This window comes from Klebsiella sp. 141203 (genome assembly GCF_032601985.1).
Taxonomy (GTDB): Bacteria; Pseudomonadota; Gammaproteobacteria; order Enterobacterales; family Enterobacteriaceae; genus Klebsiella; species Klebsiella aerogenes.
The window spans coordinates 355,359-371,828 of the sequence record NZ_JAQIRL010000005.1 but is presented as its reverse complement, the minus strand read 5'-3'; the positions used below and the strand labels follow the sequence as shown (position 1 = coordinate 371,828).

Annotated in this window: 14 protein-coding genes; 2 read left to right on the top strand and 12 right to left on the bottom strand. The window is 54.0% G+C overall.

Going from position 1 to position 16,470, the window contains the following annotated elements:
• Positions 1-2: 2 nt before the first annotated feature.
• From fabZ to rpsB, 12 genes are all read right to left on the bottom strand, one after another.
• Positions 3-458 (bottom strand): 3-hydroxyacyl-ACP dehydratase FabZ, encoded by a 456-nt coding sequence (gene fabZ / locus PGR29_RS20650; RefSeq protein ID WP_004145858.1) that lies wholly within the window; start codon positions 456-458, stop codon positions 3-5.
• Positions 459-564: 106 nt separating this feature from the next.
• Positions 565-1,590, bottom strand: coding sequence for a UDP-3-O-(3-hydroxymyristoyl)glucosamine N-acyltransferase (gene lpxD / locus PGR29_RS20645; RefSeq protein WP_045390147.1), 1,026 nt, complete (start codon positions 1,588-1,590; stop codon positions 565-567).
• Between the two features lie 3 nt (positions 1,591-1,593).
• Entirely contained in the window at positions 1,594-2,079 is a 486-nt protein-coding gene (gene skp, locus PGR29_RS20640; protein ID WP_087860839.1) for a molecular chaperone Skp, read from the bottom strand.
• A 122-nt stretch (positions 2,080-2,201) separates the two neighbouring features.
• Positions 2,202-4,619 carry an outer membrane protein assembly factor BamA gene (gene bamA, locus PGR29_RS20635; protein ID WP_087860840.1) on the bottom strand — a complete coding sequence of 806 codons (2,418 nt, stop codon included), beginning with the start codon at positions 4,617-4,619 and terminating at the stop codon, positions 2,202-2,204.
• 31 nt (positions 4,620-4,650) lie between these two features.
• Positions 4,651-6,003 carry a sigma E protease regulator RseP gene (rseP, locus tag PGR29_RS20630; protein WP_045390141.1) on the bottom strand — a complete coding sequence of 451 codons (1,353 nt, stop codon included), beginning with the start codon at positions 6,001-6,003 and terminating at the stop codon, positions 4,651-4,653.
• 11 nt (positions 6,004-6,014) lie between these two features.
• Positions 6,015-6,872 carry a phosphatidate cytidylyltransferase gene (gene cdsA / locus PGR29_RS20625; protein ID WP_087860841.1) on the bottom strand — a complete coding sequence of 286 codons (858 nt, stop codon included), beginning with the start codon at positions 6,870-6,872 and terminating at the stop codon, positions 6,015-6,017.
• A 12-nt stretch (positions 6,873-6,884) separates the two neighbouring features.
• Positions 6,885-7,646, bottom strand: coding sequence for a (2E,6E)-farnesyl-diphosphate-specific ditrans,polycis-undecaprenyl-diphosphate synthase (gene ispU, locus PGR29_RS20620; protein ID WP_087860842.1), 762 nt, complete (start codon positions 7,644-7,646; stop codon positions 6,885-6,887).
• 266 nt (positions 7,647-7,912) lie between these two features.
• Positions 7,913-9,097 (bottom strand): 1-deoxy-D-xylulose-5-phosphate reductoisomerase, encoded by a 1,185-nt coding sequence (gene ispC / locus PGR29_RS20615; protein ID WP_316425211.1) that lies wholly within the window; start codon positions 9,095-9,097, stop codon positions 7,913-7,915.
• 229 nt (positions 9,098-9,326) lie between these two features.
• Positions 9,327-9,884, bottom strand: coding sequence for a ribosome recycling factor (gene frr / locus PGR29_RS20610; protein WP_015368165.1), 558 nt, complete (start codon positions 9,882-9,884; stop codon positions 9,327-9,329).
• Between the two features lie 150 nt (positions 9,885-10,034).
• Positions 10,035-10,760: a UMP kinase gene (gene pyrH, locus PGR29_RS20605; RefSeq protein ID WP_004098747.1), complete on the bottom strand. Its 726-nt coding sequence runs from the start codon at positions 10,758-10,760 to the stop codon at positions 10,035-10,037.
• Between the two features lie 150 nt (positions 10,761-10,910).
• Positions 10,911-11,762 (bottom strand): translation elongation factor Ts, encoded by an 852-nt coding sequence (tsf, locus tag PGR29_RS20600; protein ID WP_015368168.1) that lies wholly within the window; start codon positions 11,760-11,762, stop codon positions 10,911-10,913.
• A gap of 119 nt (positions 11,763-11,881) precedes the next feature.
• On the bottom strand, positions 11,882-12,607 hold the full coding sequence (gene rpsB / locus PGR29_RS20595) for a 30S ribosomal protein S2 (protein WP_004858107.1): 726 nt from the start codon (positions 12,605-12,607) through the stop codon (positions 11,882-11,884).
• A gap of 322 nt (positions 12,608-12,929) precedes the next feature.
• Here rpsB and map point away from each other — a divergent pair, with 322 nt between their 5' ends.
• The gene (map, locus tag PGR29_RS20590) at positions 12,930-13,724 is read left to right on the top strand and encodes a type I methionyl aminopeptidase (RefSeq protein ID WP_045376596.1); all 795 of its coding nucleotides are present in this window, start codon (positions 12,930-12,932) and stop codon (positions 13,722-13,724) included.
• A gap of 57 nt (positions 13,725-13,781) precedes the next feature.
• A complete protein-coding gene (glnD, locus tag PGR29_RS20585; RefSeq protein ID WP_271031952.1) occupies positions 13,782-16,445 on the top strand; it encodes a bifunctional uridylyltransferase/uridylyl-removing protein GlnD in 2,664 nt (887 codons plus the stop codon).
• Positions 16,446-16,470 lie beyond the last annotated feature (25 nt).

Below are 16,470 nucleotides of genomic sequence, written 5' to 3'. Positions count from 1 at the left end.
TATCAGGCCTCCCGGCTACGCGCACACATCATCGTCGCTTCGCAAACCACTTTACCGTCAACCAGCGCAACGCCTTTGAAACGGGTCAGGCCGCGACGGGTTTTCTCAAAAGTGACTTCCATAATCATCTGATCGCCTGGTACTACCGGACGTTTGAAACGCGCTTCATCGATACCCGCGAAGTAATACAGCTCGCCCGGCTCAAGTTTTCCAACGCTTTTAAATGCCAGAATACCGGTGGCCTGCGCCATCGCTTCCAGAATCAGAACGCCAGGTAAAATCGGCTTACCAGGGAAATGCCCCTGGAAAAACGGCTCGTTTACGGAAACATTTTTTACTGCGCGCAGAAAACGACCTTCTTCAAAATCCAGCACGCGGTCTACCAGCAGGAACGGGTAACGGTGAGGCAGAAGTTCCAGAATCTCTTCAATGTGCAGAGTATGAGTGTCAGTAGTCAAAATACTCTTCCTGTCTAAATATACTAAAAGGCAATAATAACACGGCCTGCGGCAATCTTATTAACGAATGCAACAGGCCGGGAATGTAACGTGACCGAATGATGAATTAGTCTTGTTGATTAACCTTGCGCTCAACCGCTTTCAGGCGCTTGCTCATCTCGTCAATATTCATCACCAGCGCCGCAGTTTTACGCCACGCCTTGTTCGGCTGTAGCGGAATACCTGAGGAATAGACGCCAGGTTCAGAGATAGGACGCATAACCATCCCCATCCCGGTAACGGTGACTTTATCGCAGATTTCCATATGGCCGTTAATCACGCTGGCGCCGCCAATCATGCAGTAACGGCCAATTTTCAGGCTGCCGGCCATAATCACGCCGCCAGCGACGGCGGTATTGTCGCCAATCACCACGTTGTGCGCAATCTGGCACTGGTTATCAATGATAACGCCATTGCCGATCACGGTATCGTCCAGCGCGCCGCGATCGATGGTAGTACAGGCGCCGATCTCCACGCGATCGCCAATAATAACGCGACCAAGCTGCGGGATCTTCACCCAATTACCGCGATCGTTAGCGTAACCGAAACCGTCCGCGCCGATCACCGTACTGGACTGGATCAGGCAATTTTCACCGATCTCAATCTCATGGTAAACGGCAACGTTAGCCCACAAACGCGAGCCGGCGCCGATTTTACTATTTTTGCCAACGAAGCAGCCCGCGCCGATAACCACGTTATCGCCCAGCACCACGCCGGATTCGATAACGGCGTTCGCGCCAACGGAGACGTTGTTACCCAGCTTCGCCGTGGGATCGATCACCGCGCTTGGCGCGATGTCTTTCGCCGGCTGCGGCGTGGTATCTAAAATTTGAGCCATGCGCGCGTAGGTCAGGTAGGGATTACGCACTACCAGCGCGGCGCTATGGGCAAAGGGTAAATCGTCCGGCGTCATCACAACGGCGGAGGCCTGGCAAGCGGCCAGGTGTTCACGGTATTTAGGATTTACCATGAAAGTAATTTGGCCTGCTTTAGCGCTCTGCATGGACGCAACGCCGGTGATGACGATATCGCCATCACCGTGTAACTCTGCATCCAACTGCTGTGCTAAGTCAGCCAGTCGAATTGAAGGCATTACTTATTTAACCTGTTTCAGTACATCAGCGGTGATGTCTTTCACATCGCTGCTGTTGTATGCGACGGCATTAGAGTCAACAACCAGATCGATGCTCTGATCTTTCGCTACGCTCTGAACGGCGGTCTGGATACGGGTAACCAGTTTGCCACGTTCTTCGTTGGAACGACGTGCGCGATCCTGCTCAAAAGCCTGTGCTTTCTGCGCGAAGGACTGACGCTGAGACATCACGTCTTTTTCCAGCTTGCTACGATCTGCGCCCGGTTTCATAGACTGCAGACGCTGCATTTTGGACTGCAGATCGCCTTCCAAACGCTGCAGTTCGCTAGCGCGGCCTTTGAACTCATTTTCCAGCGTGTTGGAAACGCCAGTTTTCTGGGCTACCTGTTGGAACAGGTTGTTCATGTTAACCATTGCAATTTTATCTGCCGCCTGAGCGGAAGTTACCATTGCTAAACCCAGACCTGCAGCTAATAACCACTTTTTCACAATTGACTCCTTACCATCCCATGAGTACCCAGGGGTACCGTTATTTGCGTGGCCAGGCGATAGCATCCGCTATCGCCTACAGTCAGCGCTATACTGCACTTACATTCCGTTGTTGCCAACAATTACCAGGTTTTACCAATGTTAAACTGGAACTGCTCGGCTTTGTCTCCATCGTACTTTTTAAACGGTTGGGCGTAGGAGAAGACCAACGGCCCCAACGGCGACATCCACTGTACCGCGATACCCGCAGACATACGAATGTTGTTCGGATCGCTGTAGTCAGGCACGCCTGCTGCTCGAGTCGCCGCGGTATTTTCCCAGTTAGTATCCCACACGGTACCCATATCCCAGAAAATGGAGGTACGTACCGAGTTCGCATATTTATCGCTGATAAACGGCGTCGGGGTAATCAGCTCCAGGCTGGCGACCGCCATGGCGTTACCGCCGACCGCATCGTCTGATTTACAGTATGAACCATCAGAGTTGGAACATTCTTCGTAGTCGCTATTATCTCCGGCATAAGCCCCGGATTTATAGACCGCTTTCGGACCGATGGTGTTCGACTGGAAGCCACGCACGGTACTTGAACCACCGGCGTAGAAGTTCTCATAGAACGGCATCTCTTTGCTGCCGATACCGTCGCCATAACCCAGGCGGGTACGACCCAGCACAACCCACTGGTGATCGTCATCGATCGGCACGTACGTCGCGGTATCCAACGTCGCTTTGTAGTATTCGTTGTCTGACCCCGGAATGGTCACTTTACCGTTCAGGTTGACGCGCGAACCTTCCGTTGGGAAGTAACCACGGTCCAGCTTGTTATAGGTCCAGCCGTAGTTAAAGGTGAAGTCATTCGCGGTAAAGCTGCCAGTGCTGTCTGACCCTACAGAGTCAAGGTAACGATCCATCGCCACCTGCGGCTGCATGTTGGACAGGGAGTTATGAACATAACCTAAACCTGCACGCAGCGAGTTGTATTCGTTGATCGGGAAGCCGAGGGTGACGTCCGTACCATAGCTTTTGTTGGTATAGTCAGACAGATCCGCGTCATTCGCATCAAAGTCGTTATAGAAGAGGCGGCCGCCGAGGCTCACGCCGTCTACGGTGAAGTACGGGTTAGTGACCGACAGTTCAGCGTAGGTCTGGTAGTCGTTTTTGGTCCCGTTGATGCCAACGGAGTAGCCGGTACCTAACCAGTTATCCTGCTGTACGCCCGCCTGGAAGCTGACGCCGCTTTCGGTACCGTAACCGATACCGAAGTTCAGGCTACCGGTGTTACGCTCTTTCACCTTGTAAACGACATCGACCTGATCCGGGCTACCCGGCACGCGCTGGGTATCGGTATCGACGGTTTCGAAATAACCTAAACGGTTAAGACGGTCTTTACCCTGGTCAACCAGGTCGCTGCCCAGCCACGCCCCTTCCATCTGGCGCATTTCGCGGCGCAGTACGGAATCTTTGGAGGTGTCGTTACCTTCGAAGCGTATTTTACGCACGTAGTAACGGTTGCCGGCATCAACGTTAATATGCAGCTTCACGGTTTTATCCGTGTCGTTGATTTCGGGCTGCGACTGAACGCGCGGATAGGCGTAGCCATAGCGACCGAGGAGTTTCTTAATATCATTCTCCATTTTGGTCACTTTGGTGCCGTTATACAGCTCGCCCGGCTCAATTTTGGTCAGCGATTCGATTTCCGCCGAATGGCCCGCCAGATCGCCCGTTATCTGCACGCCGGAGAGCTTGTATTGCTCGCCTTCGGTGATGTTAACGGTGATATAGATGCCTTTCTTGTCCGGCGTCAGGCTAACCTGCGTCGAATCGATGTTGAAACGCGCGTAACCGCGATCCAGATAGTAGCTGCGCAGGGTTTCAAGGTCGCCCGCCAGTTTCTGTTTCTGGTATTTACGATCGCCGACGACGTTCCACCACGGTACTTCATCGCGCAGTTGGAAGTGAGAGATCAGTTCGTCAGTGGTGAATGCGTGGTTACCGACAATGTTAATCTGCTGGATTTTCGCCGAGACGCCTTCCTGGAAAACCAGTTTCAGGTCGACGCGGTTACGCGGCAGCGGCGTCACGACAGCTTTTACGCTGGCGCTATATTTACCGACGCTGTAGTAGAAATCTTCCAGCCCTTTTTCGATATCGGCAAGCTTGGTGCGATCGAGAGATTCCCCAACGCGAACGCCGGATGCCTCAAGGTTTTGCTTGAGCATGTCATCCTTCACCGACTTGTTGCCGGAGAAGGTAATGCTCGCAATTGTTGGGCGCTCTTTCACCTGCACCAGCAGGGTATCACCATCGCGCAGGACGCGGACGTCCTCAAAGTTGCCAGTGGCAAACAGAGCGCGAATGGTGTTACTGATATCATCATCGGTCACCGTATCGCCAGGACGCACTGGCATGCTGAGGAGGGCCGCACCAACAGCGACACGCTGCAAGCCTTCGAAATGAATGTCCTTCACCACGAACCCTTCAGCACCGTATACAGTCGCGCTGCTAAACAGCAGCGACGCTATGAGCAACTTTTTCATCGCCATCGTTATTATGCGTTCTTCCTAACAAACTCTCTTACAACCGAGAGAAATCATTGAAAAGTGCAAGCCCCATTAACAGCACCAGCAGTATTGAGCCAATGCGATAACTAAAGTCTTGAACTCGCTCGGATACCGGCCCGCCCTTCAGCTTTTCAATCGCTAAAAACAGCAGATGCCCCCCGTCGAGGACGGGTAGCGGGAACAAGTTGATTATTCCGAGGTTCACGCTAATCAGCGCAAGGAACATCAGATAGTAAATCAACCCAAATTCCGCTGACATTCCAGCCCCCTGAGCGATAGAGATCGGCCCACTGAGGTTGTTCAGTTTGACATCACCGGTTATCAATTTGCCCAGCATCCTGACCGTTAACGACATCAGTTGCCAGGTTTTATCCGTGGCTTCGGCGATGGCGGCAAACGGCCCGTACTGACGCACTGTCTTGTATTCATCAGGCAGCGGGATAACTTTTGGCACTACCCCTGCAAACCCTTCAGCCTTGCCTTTTACCGACTTCGTATCCGGAGTCAGGGTCAACGACAGCGGCGTACCTTGTCTGTCGACCTCCAGAGCCAGCGCCTTGCCCGGATTGTCACGCACCAGATTAACAAACGTCATCCACTGCGTTAACGGTTGACCATCGACTTTAACGATCCTGTCTCCCGCTTGCAAACCTGCTTTCTGCGCGGCCGACTGAGATTGTACCTCAGCCAGCGCGGTATCAATCTGCGCACTACGCGGCTTGATGCCCAGCGAGGCCACCGGATCTTGCTTATCCGGCTCAAACGCCCAGTGCCGCAGGTCGAGGATTTTATCCTGACGTTGGTTCGTCCCGAAAGGGGCGACGGTAAGTATTGTTTGTTGGTCGCCAATCTTCGCGACTAACGCCATACGTACTGCATCCCAATCAGGCGTTTCGATGCCATCTATCGCTTTAAGTTCCATTCCTTTTGCAATTTGTGCTTGCGCAGCGATGGAATTGGGCGATATTTCATCAACAACCGGACGCACGCCAGGGACGCCGATGATAAACACCAGCCAGTAGGCAAAGATGGCAAAAATGAAGTTGGCGATAGGGCCTGCGGCAATGATGGCCGCGCGCTGACCAACGGTTTTATTATTGAAAGCGTAGTGACGCATTTCCGGCGCCACCGGTTCGACGCGTTCGTCGAGCATCTTCACATAACCGCCGAGCGGGATCAGCGCGATAACAAACTCGGTCCCCTGCTTATCCACGCGGCGCCACAGCGCTTTACCAAAACCAATGGAAAAACGTTCAACGCGCACGCCGCATCGACGAGCCACCCAGAAATGGCCGAACTCGTGCACGGTGATCAGTACGCCAAGCGCAATAATAAAAGCGGCCAAATTCCAGAGAACGCTCAGCATAAAACCTTCCGTCAAATCGTCCTGAAGACTAACAACAGCAGACAAGCGAACACCGGCACCGCAGCCGTCAGGCTATCAATGCGATCTAAAATACCGCCATGTCCAGGGATCAGATGCCCGCTATCCTTGATGCCGGCTTCACGTTTAAACATACTTTCCGTCAAATCGCCCAGCACTGAAGCCAGCGCCGCCACCACCGAGCAAATCAGCAACACGGTTGGGGTGACATCCAGATGAGCCCATACGCCATAAACCCAAGAGATAACGGCTGCCGTCAACAGGCCGCCGAAGAAGCCCTGCCAGGTTTTACCCGGAGAAACCTTCGGCGCCAGCTTATGCTTTCCGAACATTTTACCGAACATGTAGGCGCCGGAATCCGCGCCCCACACCAGAATCATGACGTACAGCAGCCACACCGCGCCGCTATAGTGGTTATCGGCATAATGCCATGCGCGCAGCGCCAGCATGCCCCAAAAAAACGGGACGATAGTCAGCAAGCCGAAGATCAGACGCAACGCTTTTGAATGGCGCCACAACGCCGCCGAGGCCGGATAAGAGAGAACCAGCACCAGCGCGACAATCCACCAGCCAAACGAGGCCCATAACGATCCCTCAACCATCGGTTGATGCGCGTCATAGTGGTATTCGGGCAACATAAAGAGCATCAGCGCCAACAGCAGGCCGCAAAGCACCGCGAGCCACACGCGCTGCGTCGTTGAGGTAAAACCGCTTAATTGCCCCCACTCCCACGCGGCGAGCATACAAACGACCAGGGTGACGATAGCAAAGCCCGCGGGCGGCAATAGAAAAAGCGCCGCAATAACGACGGGAATTAAAACGAAAGCGGAAATCAGGCGATACTTCAGCAAAAGTGACCCCCATCAGGCATGACTGCCACCCGGCTCTTCTGTGCCGCCAAAACGACGCTCTCGACTAACGAATGCATGGAGTGCACCTTCAAAGTCCTGTTCAGCAAAATCGGGCCAAAGAACATCCGTAAAGTAAAGTTCGGCATAGGCAATTTGCCAAATCAAAAAGTTACTTATTCGGTGCTCTCCCCCGGTCCTAATAACTAAATCAACGGGAGCCAGTTCATGCATACACACCTGCTGGCTAAGCATCTCTTCCGTGATCTCTTCAGGTTTTAACAACCCTTTTTGTACCTGTTCGGCCAGTTGACGCGCGCCCTGGACAATATCCCAGCGGCCGCCGTAATTAGCGGCGATATTCAGCGTTAACCCCGTATTGTTTGCCGTTAGCGCCTCCGCCTTACGGATGCGCTCCTGCAGCCGGGCATTAAAACGCGTCGTCTCGCCGATAATCCGCAGGCGGACATTGTGACGATGCAGGCTTTTTACTTCGCTATCCAGCGCCCAGACAAACAGCTCCATCAGCGCGCTCACTTCCTGCGCCGGACGGTTCCAGTTTTCACTACTGAATGCGTAAAGCGTTAATGCTTCAATACCATTATTCGCCGCGAAGGAGACCGCGCGACGAACAGATTTCGCTCCAGCTTTATGGCCAAAGGCGCGAATTTTACCTTGTTGTTTCGCCCAACGACCGTTGCCGTCCATGATAATGGCGACATGGCGACAACCATGTGCAGGCGACATTTTGCTGACAGTTTGATTAGCAGACAACATAACGCGTTTTAAGTCCATAATAAGGATTAGCTTAGCCACAACACACACGCCGCCGGGCAGCGCTGAATACGCATTTTTATCCGGCGCCGGAGCTACAGCCAATCGCAGAGAACAACCAAAAGCTTTACGCAAAAAAGCCGTGTCTTGCCACGGCCACCGTAATCTTTCACAACAAAATGCAACGATCGGGTGGCGCAGACTATATCACTGAAGCCCAGCGCCCACAAATATCACAACGCGTTGTAGGGACTCCCCTGCGCCATGTGTTATCGAAGTTGTCGCTGTGCGGCGACGCGTGCTTCGGCATCAATTGCAACCACTTCATCAATGCTTTGCGGTTCATTGAGCGCCATATTATCCAGCACCGCCTGGTTCACTGCCGCAATATCGGTAAAGCGGATTTCACTATTCAGAAACGCCGCCACCGAGACTTCGTTAGCGGCATTCAACGCCGTCGTCGCCGCCTGGCCGACATCAAAAGCGTCCATCGCCAACTTGAGGCACGGATAGCGATCGTAATCCGGCGCCGAGAAGCTCAGGTTGCTCAATTGACAGAAGTCCAACGGTTTAACGCCGGAGTTCAGGCGCTGCGGCCAGCCCATGGTATGGGCGATCGGCGTGCGCATATCCGGCTCGCCTAATTGCGCCAATACGCTACCGTCCTGATAGCGAACCATGGAGTGAATCACCGATTGCGGATGAATAATGACTTCCATCTGCTGCGCAGAGGCATTAAACAGCCAGCGGGCTTCGATGTACTCCAGCCCTTTATTCATCATCGTGGCGGAATCAACGGAAATTTTGCGTCCCATTGACCAGTTCGGGTGGCGGCAAGCCTGATCCGGCGTCATTGCCGCCAGCTCAGAAATCGCCGTTTCCCGGAAAGGACCACCGGAACCGGTCAGCAGAATCGACGAGACGCCGTTCTGCGTCAGGTCAGCGTATCCCAGATGGTTTTGAATTGTTTCCGGCAAACTCTGAAAAATCGCGTTATGTTCGCTATCAACCGGCAACAGTCGAGCGCCATACTGCTGAACCGCGTCCATAAACAGGCGGCCGCAGGTCACCAGAGACTCTTTGTTCGCCAGCAGTACCGTTTTGCCGGCGCGAATTGCCGCCAGCGTCGGCGCCAGGCCGGCCGCGCCAACGATGGCCGCCATCACCTGATCGACCTCATCCAGCGCCGCGACATCAGCCGCCGCCTGCTTGCCGCTCAGCACTTCGGTGCGGCAGCCCTGATCACGCAGCAGCGTACGCAAACGCTCAGCGCTTTGCGCATCATCCATCACCGCGAATCGGGGAGAAAATTCCAGACATTGTTCAACCATACGGTCGACATTTTTCCCCGCGACCAGCGCGGCGACGGAAAAGCTTTCGGGATTATGACGCACCACGTCCAACGTGCTGCAGCCGATTGAACCGGTCGAACCGAGAACGGTTAATTGCTTCATGAGACGTCCAGAAGAATTGTGACAGGATAAAAAGCAAAACGCCGCCAGCAAGCCCTTTACGCATCAATCCTCGGGGCTAAAACGGCGGCGAATGACCTTCGGTATAAAAAGGAAGGCTACAAGGCCAGCGATTTTAACGCAATCCCAAATATTGAGCGTACGGTCTTCTGTACGGCGTTTCAGACTTTACGCAGCCCCGAATGCCCCGGGCCTGCGTAGCGGCAGAAAATCAGAACTGCATCAGTTCCGCTTCTTTCTCTGCCAGCGCCGCATCAACTTTCTTAATGGCGGCGTCAGTCATTTTCTGCACGTCGTCCTGAGAGCGGCGATCGTCATCTTCGCTGATCTCTTTCTCTTTGAGCAGAGCTTTAACTTTGTCGTTCGCGTCACGGCGAACGTTACGCACGGCGACACGCGCCTGCTCAGCTTCGCCACGCACGATCTTAGTCAGATCTTTACGACGTTCTTCAGTCAGCGGCGGCAGCGGAACGCGGATATCGCTACCCGCAGAACTTGGGTTCAGACCCAGGTCAGACGCCATAATCGCTTTTTCAACGGCCGGGCTCATAGAGCGGTCGAAGACGTTGATTTTCAGCGTACGGGAATCTTCCACCGTAACGCTTGCCAGCTGGCGCAGCGGGGTCGGCGTGCCGTAGTATTCCACGATGATGCCATCCAGCAGGCTTGGAGAAGCACGGCCCGTGCGGATTTTGCTGATTTGGTTTTTGAATGCTTCAACGCATTTTTCCATGCGTACTTCAGCATCTTTTCTGATATCGCTAATCACGTTACGAATCCTTGAAAACTTGTCTCAGACAGACCACACGGTCGCCCACTGCGAAAGTGAGCTAAGTATAGTCCTGATTAATTCAATTAACCGGGCAACTTCCCCGCTAAAGTAAAGCGGAATATTACCCGGAATTAGCGCCGACGGGAATTATTCCGTAATCAACGTGCCTTCTTTTTCGCCCATGACCACGCGACGCAGCGCGCCTGGTTTGTTCATGTTAAATACGCGAATTGGCAGTTTGTGGTCGCGCGCCAGGGTGAAGGCGGCAAGATCCATCACTTTCAGCTCTTTATCCAGCACTTCGCTATAGGTCAGCTGATCGTACATGGTAGCGGAAGGATCTTTCGCCGGGTCAGCGGTAAACACGCCGTCAACCTTGGTCGCTTTCAGAACCACGTCGGCTTCGATTTCAATACCGCGCAGGCAGGCTGCGGAGTCGGTGGTAAAGAATGGGTTGCCGGTACCCGCGGAGAGGATCACCACGCGATTGTTACGCAGCAGGCTAATCGCTTCCGCCCAGCTGTAGTTGTCGCACACGCCGTTCAGCGGGATTGCGGACATCAGGCGAGCGTTCACATAGGCGCGATGGAGCGCATCACGCATTGCCAGGCCGTTCATGACCGTTGCCAGCATGCCCATGTGGTCGCCCACAACGCGGTTCATACCCGCTTTCGCCAGACCAGCACCACGGAACAGGTTACCGCCACCAATCACTACGCCAACCTGAATACCCAGTTCAACCAGTTCTTTGATTTCCTGAGCCATACGGTCAAGTATGCTTGCATCAATACCGAAGCCTTCTGAACCCTGCAGAGCTTCGCCACTTAACTTCAGCAGAATACGTTTGTAGACGGGTTTTGCATTGGTAGCCATGTTTCTTTCCTGAGACTGTCAACGATTGAGATGAGTTAATTCTGACGACATTGTATGCCATCGTTCAGCGCAGTCACTATAAGCGATTGGCTGATTTTACAAGAGAGGCGCAAAAAGAAGCCGCCCTCAGGCGGCTCCTTTTTTTAAAAATTAAGACTGCTTGGACATCGCAGCAACTTCTGCTGCAAAGTCAGTCTCAACTTTCTCGATGCCTTCGCCCACTTCAAAGCGGATGAAGCCAGTAACGTCGGCGTTGTGCTCTTTCAGCAGCTGACCAACAGATTTGCTCGGTTCCATAACGAAAGGCTGACCAGTCAGAGAAACTTCGCCGGTGAATTTCTTCATGCGGCCTTCAACCATTTTCTCTGCGATTTCTTTCGGCTTACCGGACTGCATCGCGATGTCCAGCTGAACCTGGTACTCTTTTTCTACTACTTCAGCAGAAACGTCTTCCGGCTTAACGAATTCCGGCTTGCTTGCAGCAACGTGCATTGCCAGCTGCTTAACCAGCTCTTCGTCAGCGCCTTTAGCGGCAACCAGAACGCCGATGCGAGCACCGTGCTGGTAGCTGCCCAGAACGTCGCCTTCCAGGATAGCGATACGACGGATGTTGATGTTCTCGCCGATTTTAGCAACCAGGGCAACACGTTCTTCTTCGAACTGCGCTTTCAGAACTTCAACGTCGGAGATTTTACCAGCAACAGCGGCGTCCAGTACTTTGTCAGCAAATGCCTGGAAACCACCATCTTTAGCAACGAAGTCAGTCTGGCAGTTAACTTCCAGAATGTAACCGTAGTTGCCGTCGATTTTGGTTTTGATCACGCCGTCAGCAGCAACGTTGCCTGCTTTTTTCGCCGCTTTGATCGCGCCGGATTTACGCATGTTTTCGATTGCCAGCTCGATGTCGCCATTAGCTTCAGTCAGTGCTTTTTTGCAATCCATCATGCCTGCGCCAGTACGTTCGCGCAGCTCTTTTACCAGGGAAGCGGTAATTTCAGCCATTCTAAAATCCTCGGGAGATGTGGAAACTGCCCGGCCTGCGGCCAAACAGCATAAATTGAAAAAAGGGGCCTAAAATTGGCCCCTATTCATACACGGTACTAATAAGGGCTTAAACCTTATTATTCAGCTTCTACGAAGCTTTCTTCCGCCTGAGAAGCCAGGTCCTGAGAGCGACCTTCACGAACGGTAGCTGCAACAGCGCCCAGGTACAGGCTAACTGCGCGGATTGCATCGTCGTTACCCGGGATAACGAAGTCTACGCCGTCCGGATCAGAGTTGGTATCAACGATAGCAAATACCGGGATACCCAGGTTGTTTGCTTCTTTGATAGCGATGTGCTCGTGGTCAGCGTCGATAACGAACAGTGCGTCCGGCAGGCCGCCCATGTCTTTGATACCGCCCAGGCTGTTTTCCAGCTTGTCCAGCTCACGAGTGCGCATCAGCGCTTCTTTCTTGGTCAGCTTCTCGAAAGTACCGTCCTGGGACTGAGTTTCCAGGTCTTTCAGACGTTTGATGGACTGACGAACGGTTTTCCAGTTAGTCAGCATACCGCCCAGCCAGCGATGGTTCACGAAGAACTGGTCGCAGCTGTTAGCAGCTTCTTTTACCGCTTCGCTTGCAGCGCGCTTAGTACCAACGAACAGGATCTTGCCTTTACGGGCAGAGATTTTGTTCAGCTCAGCCAGAGCTTCGTTGAACATCGGTACAGTTTTCTCAAGGTTGATGATGTGAACTTTGTTACGCGCGCCGAAGATGAAAGGCTTCATTTTCGGGTTCCAGTAACGGGTCTGGTGACCAAAGTGAACACCAGCCTTGAGCATGTCGCGCATGGAAACAGTTGCCATGTTTAAAACCTCTATAGATTAAATTGGGGTTATGCCTCCACGTATCCCATATTACCGACCCCAAAGGGCACCCCGGAATATGTGCCGATACGTGTGTGTTATTTACACAATATGAGTATGTCGCTTACGCCCATCCTTGTGTATCTGAGATGGAACGGAAGTCCGGCGCGCTTTATACCACAAAACCTGGCCAGACACCAACTCTTGTTGACGTCGCGTGCTGTTAATGATTCTCAATTTGGCACCAACGTACCCGGACTGTTACCATTGACAGGACTTAATCTATTATTGTCGAAAAAATCGACACTGCTGGACATATTCCATGGCTATCTCTATCAAGACATCTGAAGACATCGAAAAAATGCGCGTTGCCGGCCGTCTGGCCGCCGAAGTGCTGGAAATGATCGAACCCTACGTCAAACCGGGCGTCAGCACCGGCGAGCTGGATCGCATCTGCAACGACTACATTGTTAATGAGCAGAAAGCGGTCTCCGCCTGCCTCGGCTATCACGGCTTCCCGAAATCGGTCTGTATCTCTATTAATGAAGTGGTGTGCCACGGCATCCCGGATGACGGCAAGCTGCTGAAAGACGGCGACATCGTCAATATCGACGTGACCGTGATTAAAGATGAGTTCCACGGCGATACCTCAAAAATGTTCATCGTCGGCAAACCGACTATCCTCGGCGAGCGCCTGTGCCGCATCACTCAGGAAAGCCTCTATCTGGCGCTGAAGATGGTCAAACCGGGTATTAACCTGCGCGCGATCGGCGCGGCGATCCAGAAATTCGTCGAAGCGGAAGGTTTCTCCGTGGTACGTGAATACTGCGGGCACGGTATCGGCCGCGGCTTCCACGAGGAACCACAGGTACTGCACTATGACTCGCCGGAAACCGACGTGGTGCTCAAGCCGGGTATGACCTTCACCATCGAACCGATGGTCAACGCCGGTAAGAAAGAGATCCGCAGCATGAAGGACGGCTGGACGGTGAAAACCAAAGACCGTAGCTTGTCTGCGCAGTACGAGCATACTATTGTGGTAACCGATAACGGCTGCGAAATTCTGACGCTACGCAAGGATGACACCATCCCGGCGATAATCTCGCACGATGCATAATGAAAAGCCGGCGCCCGCCGGCTTTTTTATTAGATAGCTTTTTCTTATGGTGACGCGATGAGCAACTCTTTCCCTGACACAGCTTCCCCCCTTCTGCCCATCCCGCCGGAACATCCCGTGAGCTGGCCGCAGGGCGATCTGAACTGTGCCGCAATCAAGGCGCACATCGATACCTTCCAGCACTGGCTCGGAGAGGCGTTTGATAACGGCATCGCCGCAGAGCGGCTCATCGCGGCGCGCACCGAGTTTATCGACCAGTTGCTGCAGCGGCTGTGGGTCGACTACGGTTTTGACTCCGTCTGCGACCTGGCGCTGGTGGCCGTCGGCGGCTATGGTCGCGGCGAGTTGCATCCGCTCTCCGACGTCGATCTACTGATCCTCAGCCGTAAAAAGCTACCGGACGACCAGGCGCAAAAGGTCGGCGAACTGCTGACGCTATTGTGGGACGTCAAGCTGGAGGTGGGTCACAGCGTGCGCACCCTCGAAGAGTGTTTGCTGGAAGGACTTTCGGATCTCACCGTCGCCACCAATTTAATTGAATCCCGCCTGCTGATCGGCGACGTCGCGCTGTTCCTTGAACTGCAAAAACATATTTTTAGCGACGGCTTCTGGCCGTCGGAAAAGTTCTTCGCCGCCAAGGTTGACGAGCAGAATGTCCGTCATCAGCGCTACCACGGCACCAGTTACAACCTGGAGCCTGACGTCAAAAGCAGCCCCGGCGGCCTGCGCGATATACATACCCTGCAGTGGGTGGCCCGCCGCCACTTCGGCGCTACCTCGCTTGATGAAATGGTCGGTTTCGGCTTCCTCACCGAAGCCGAGCGCAACGAGCTTAACGAGTGCCTGCACCAGCTCTGGCGCATCCGTTTTGCTTTGCACCTTGAAGTGAATCGCTACGATAACCGCCTGCTTTTCGATCGCCAGCTGAATGTCGCCCACCGCCTCGGCTATGAAGGCGAAGGTAATCAGCCGATCGAACACATGATGAAAGATTTCTTCCGCGTTACGCGCCGGGTGAGCGAACTCAACAACATGCTGCTGCAGCTGTTTGACGAGGCGATCCTCGCGCTAACCGAGAACGAAAAGCCGCGGCCTATTGATGATGATTTCCAACTGCGCGGCACCCTGATAGACCTGCGTGACGATACCCTGTTTATGCGCGAGCCGCAGGCGATTCTGCGGATGTTCTTTATTATGGTGCGTAACAGCAGCATCACCGGTATTTACTCCACCACCTTGCGTCATCTGCGCCACGCGCGCCGCCACCTGACGCAGCCGCTGTGCTATATCCCGGAGGCGCGAACCCTCTTTCTCAGCATGCTGCGCCACCAGGGCGCGGTGAGTCGCGGCCTGCTGCCGATGCATCGCCACAGCGTGCTGTGGGCCTATATGCCGCAGTGGTCGCATATTGTCGGCCAGATGCAGTTCGACCTGTTTCACGCCTATACCGTCGACGAGCACACCATACGCGTCTTGTTAAAGCTGGAAAGCTTCGCGAAAGAAGAGACCCGCAGCCGCCATCCGCTGTGCGTAGAGCTGTGGCCGCGGCTGGCCCATCCTGAACTTATCCTCATCGCCGCCCTGTTTCACGATATCGCTAAAGGCCGCGGCGGCGACCATTCGATTCTCGGCGCCGAAGACGTGCTGAAATTCGCCGAGCTCCACGGGCTCAATTCACGGGAGACGCAACTGGTCGCCTGGCTGGTACGCCAGCATCTCTTGATGTCGGTAACCGCCCAGCGCCGCGATATTCAGGACCCGGAGGTCATTAAACAGTTTGCCGAAGAAGTGCAGACAGAAAACCGACTGCGCTATCTGGTATGCCTGACCGTCGCCGATATCTGCGCCACCAACGAAACGCTGTGGAATAGCTGGAAGCAAAGCCTGCTGCGCGAACTCTATTTCGCCACCGAAAAACAGCTGCGCCGCGGTATGCAAAGTACGCCGGATATGCGCGAACGCGTACGCCACCATCAGCTGCAGGCGCTGGCGCTGTTGCGCATGGACAATATCAATGAAGAGGCGCTACACCAAATCTGGAACCGCTGCCGGGCGAACTACTTTGTGCGGCACACGCCGAATCAGCTCGCCTGGCACGCCCGCAACCTGCTGAAGCACGATCTCAGTAAGCCGATGATCCTGCTGAGTTCACGGGCCACCCGCGGCGGCACCGAGATCTTCATCTGGAGTCCGGACCGCCCTTACCTGTTCGCCGCCGTCTGCGGCGAGCTGGATCGGCGCAACCTCAGCGTTCACGATGCGCAGATCTTCACCACCCGCGATGGCATGGCGATGGATACCTTTATCGTCCTTGAACCCGACGGCAGCCCGCTTTCCGCCGATCGCCACGAAGCGATTCGTCACGGTCTGGAGCAGACGATAACCCAACGCAGCTGGGAGCCGCCGGCCCCGCGTCGTCAGGCGGCGAAACTACGCCACTTTTCCGTCGCCACTGAAGTGAATTTTCTGCCGACCCATACCGACAGAAAATCATTTCTTGAGCTCATTGCGCTCGATCAGCCAGGGTTGCTCGCCCGCGTCGGCCAGGTGTTTGCCGACCTCGGAATATCGCTTCACGGAGCCCGAATTACGACAATTGGTGAGCGAGTAGAAGATTTATTTATAATCGCCACCGCCGACCGGCGTGCCCTTAATAATGAGCTGCAACAAGAAGTGCAACAACGGTTGACAGAGGCCCTCAATCCAAACGATAAAGGGTAACGTATTTTTTTTAAGTGAATGGAAA

Coding starts and splice junctions, on each gene's coding strand:
- tsf (WP_015368168.1), bottom strand. CDS start 11,762: ATGGCTGAAATTACCGCTTCCCTGGTAAAAGAGCTGCGCGAACGTACT.
- rpsB (WP_004858107.1), bottom strand. CDS start 12,607: ATGGCAACTGTTTCCATGCGCGACATGCTCAAGGCTGGTGTTCACTTT.
- bamA (WP_087860840.1), bottom strand. CDS start 4,619: ATGGCGATGAAAAAGTTGCTCATAGCGTCGCTGCTGTTTAGCAGCGCG.
- rseP (WP_045390141.1), bottom strand. CDS start 6,003: ATGCTGAGCGTTCTCTGGAATTTGGCCGCTTTTATTATTGCGCTTGGC.
- lpxD (WP_045390147.1), bottom strand. CDS start 1,590: ATGCCTTCAATTCGACTGGCTGACTTAGCACAGCAGTTGGATGCAGAG.
- ispC (WP_316425211.1), bottom strand. CDS start 9,097: ATGAAGCAATTAACCGTTCTCGGTTCGACCGGTTCAATCGGCTGCAGC.
- glnD (WP_271031952.1), top strand. CDS start 13,782: ATGAGCAACTCTTTCCCTGACACAGCTTCCCCCCTTCTGCCCATCCCG.
- map (WP_045376596.1), top strand. CDS start 12,930: ATGGCTATCTCTATCAAGACATCTGAAGACATCGAAAAAATGCGCGTT.
- ispU (WP_087860842.1), bottom strand. CDS start 7,646: ATGTTGTCTGCTAATCAAACTGTCAGCAAAATGTCGCCTGCACATGGT.
- pyrH (WP_004098747.1), bottom strand. CDS start 10,760: ATGGCTACCAATGCAAAACCCGTCTACAAACGTATTCTGCTGAAGTTA.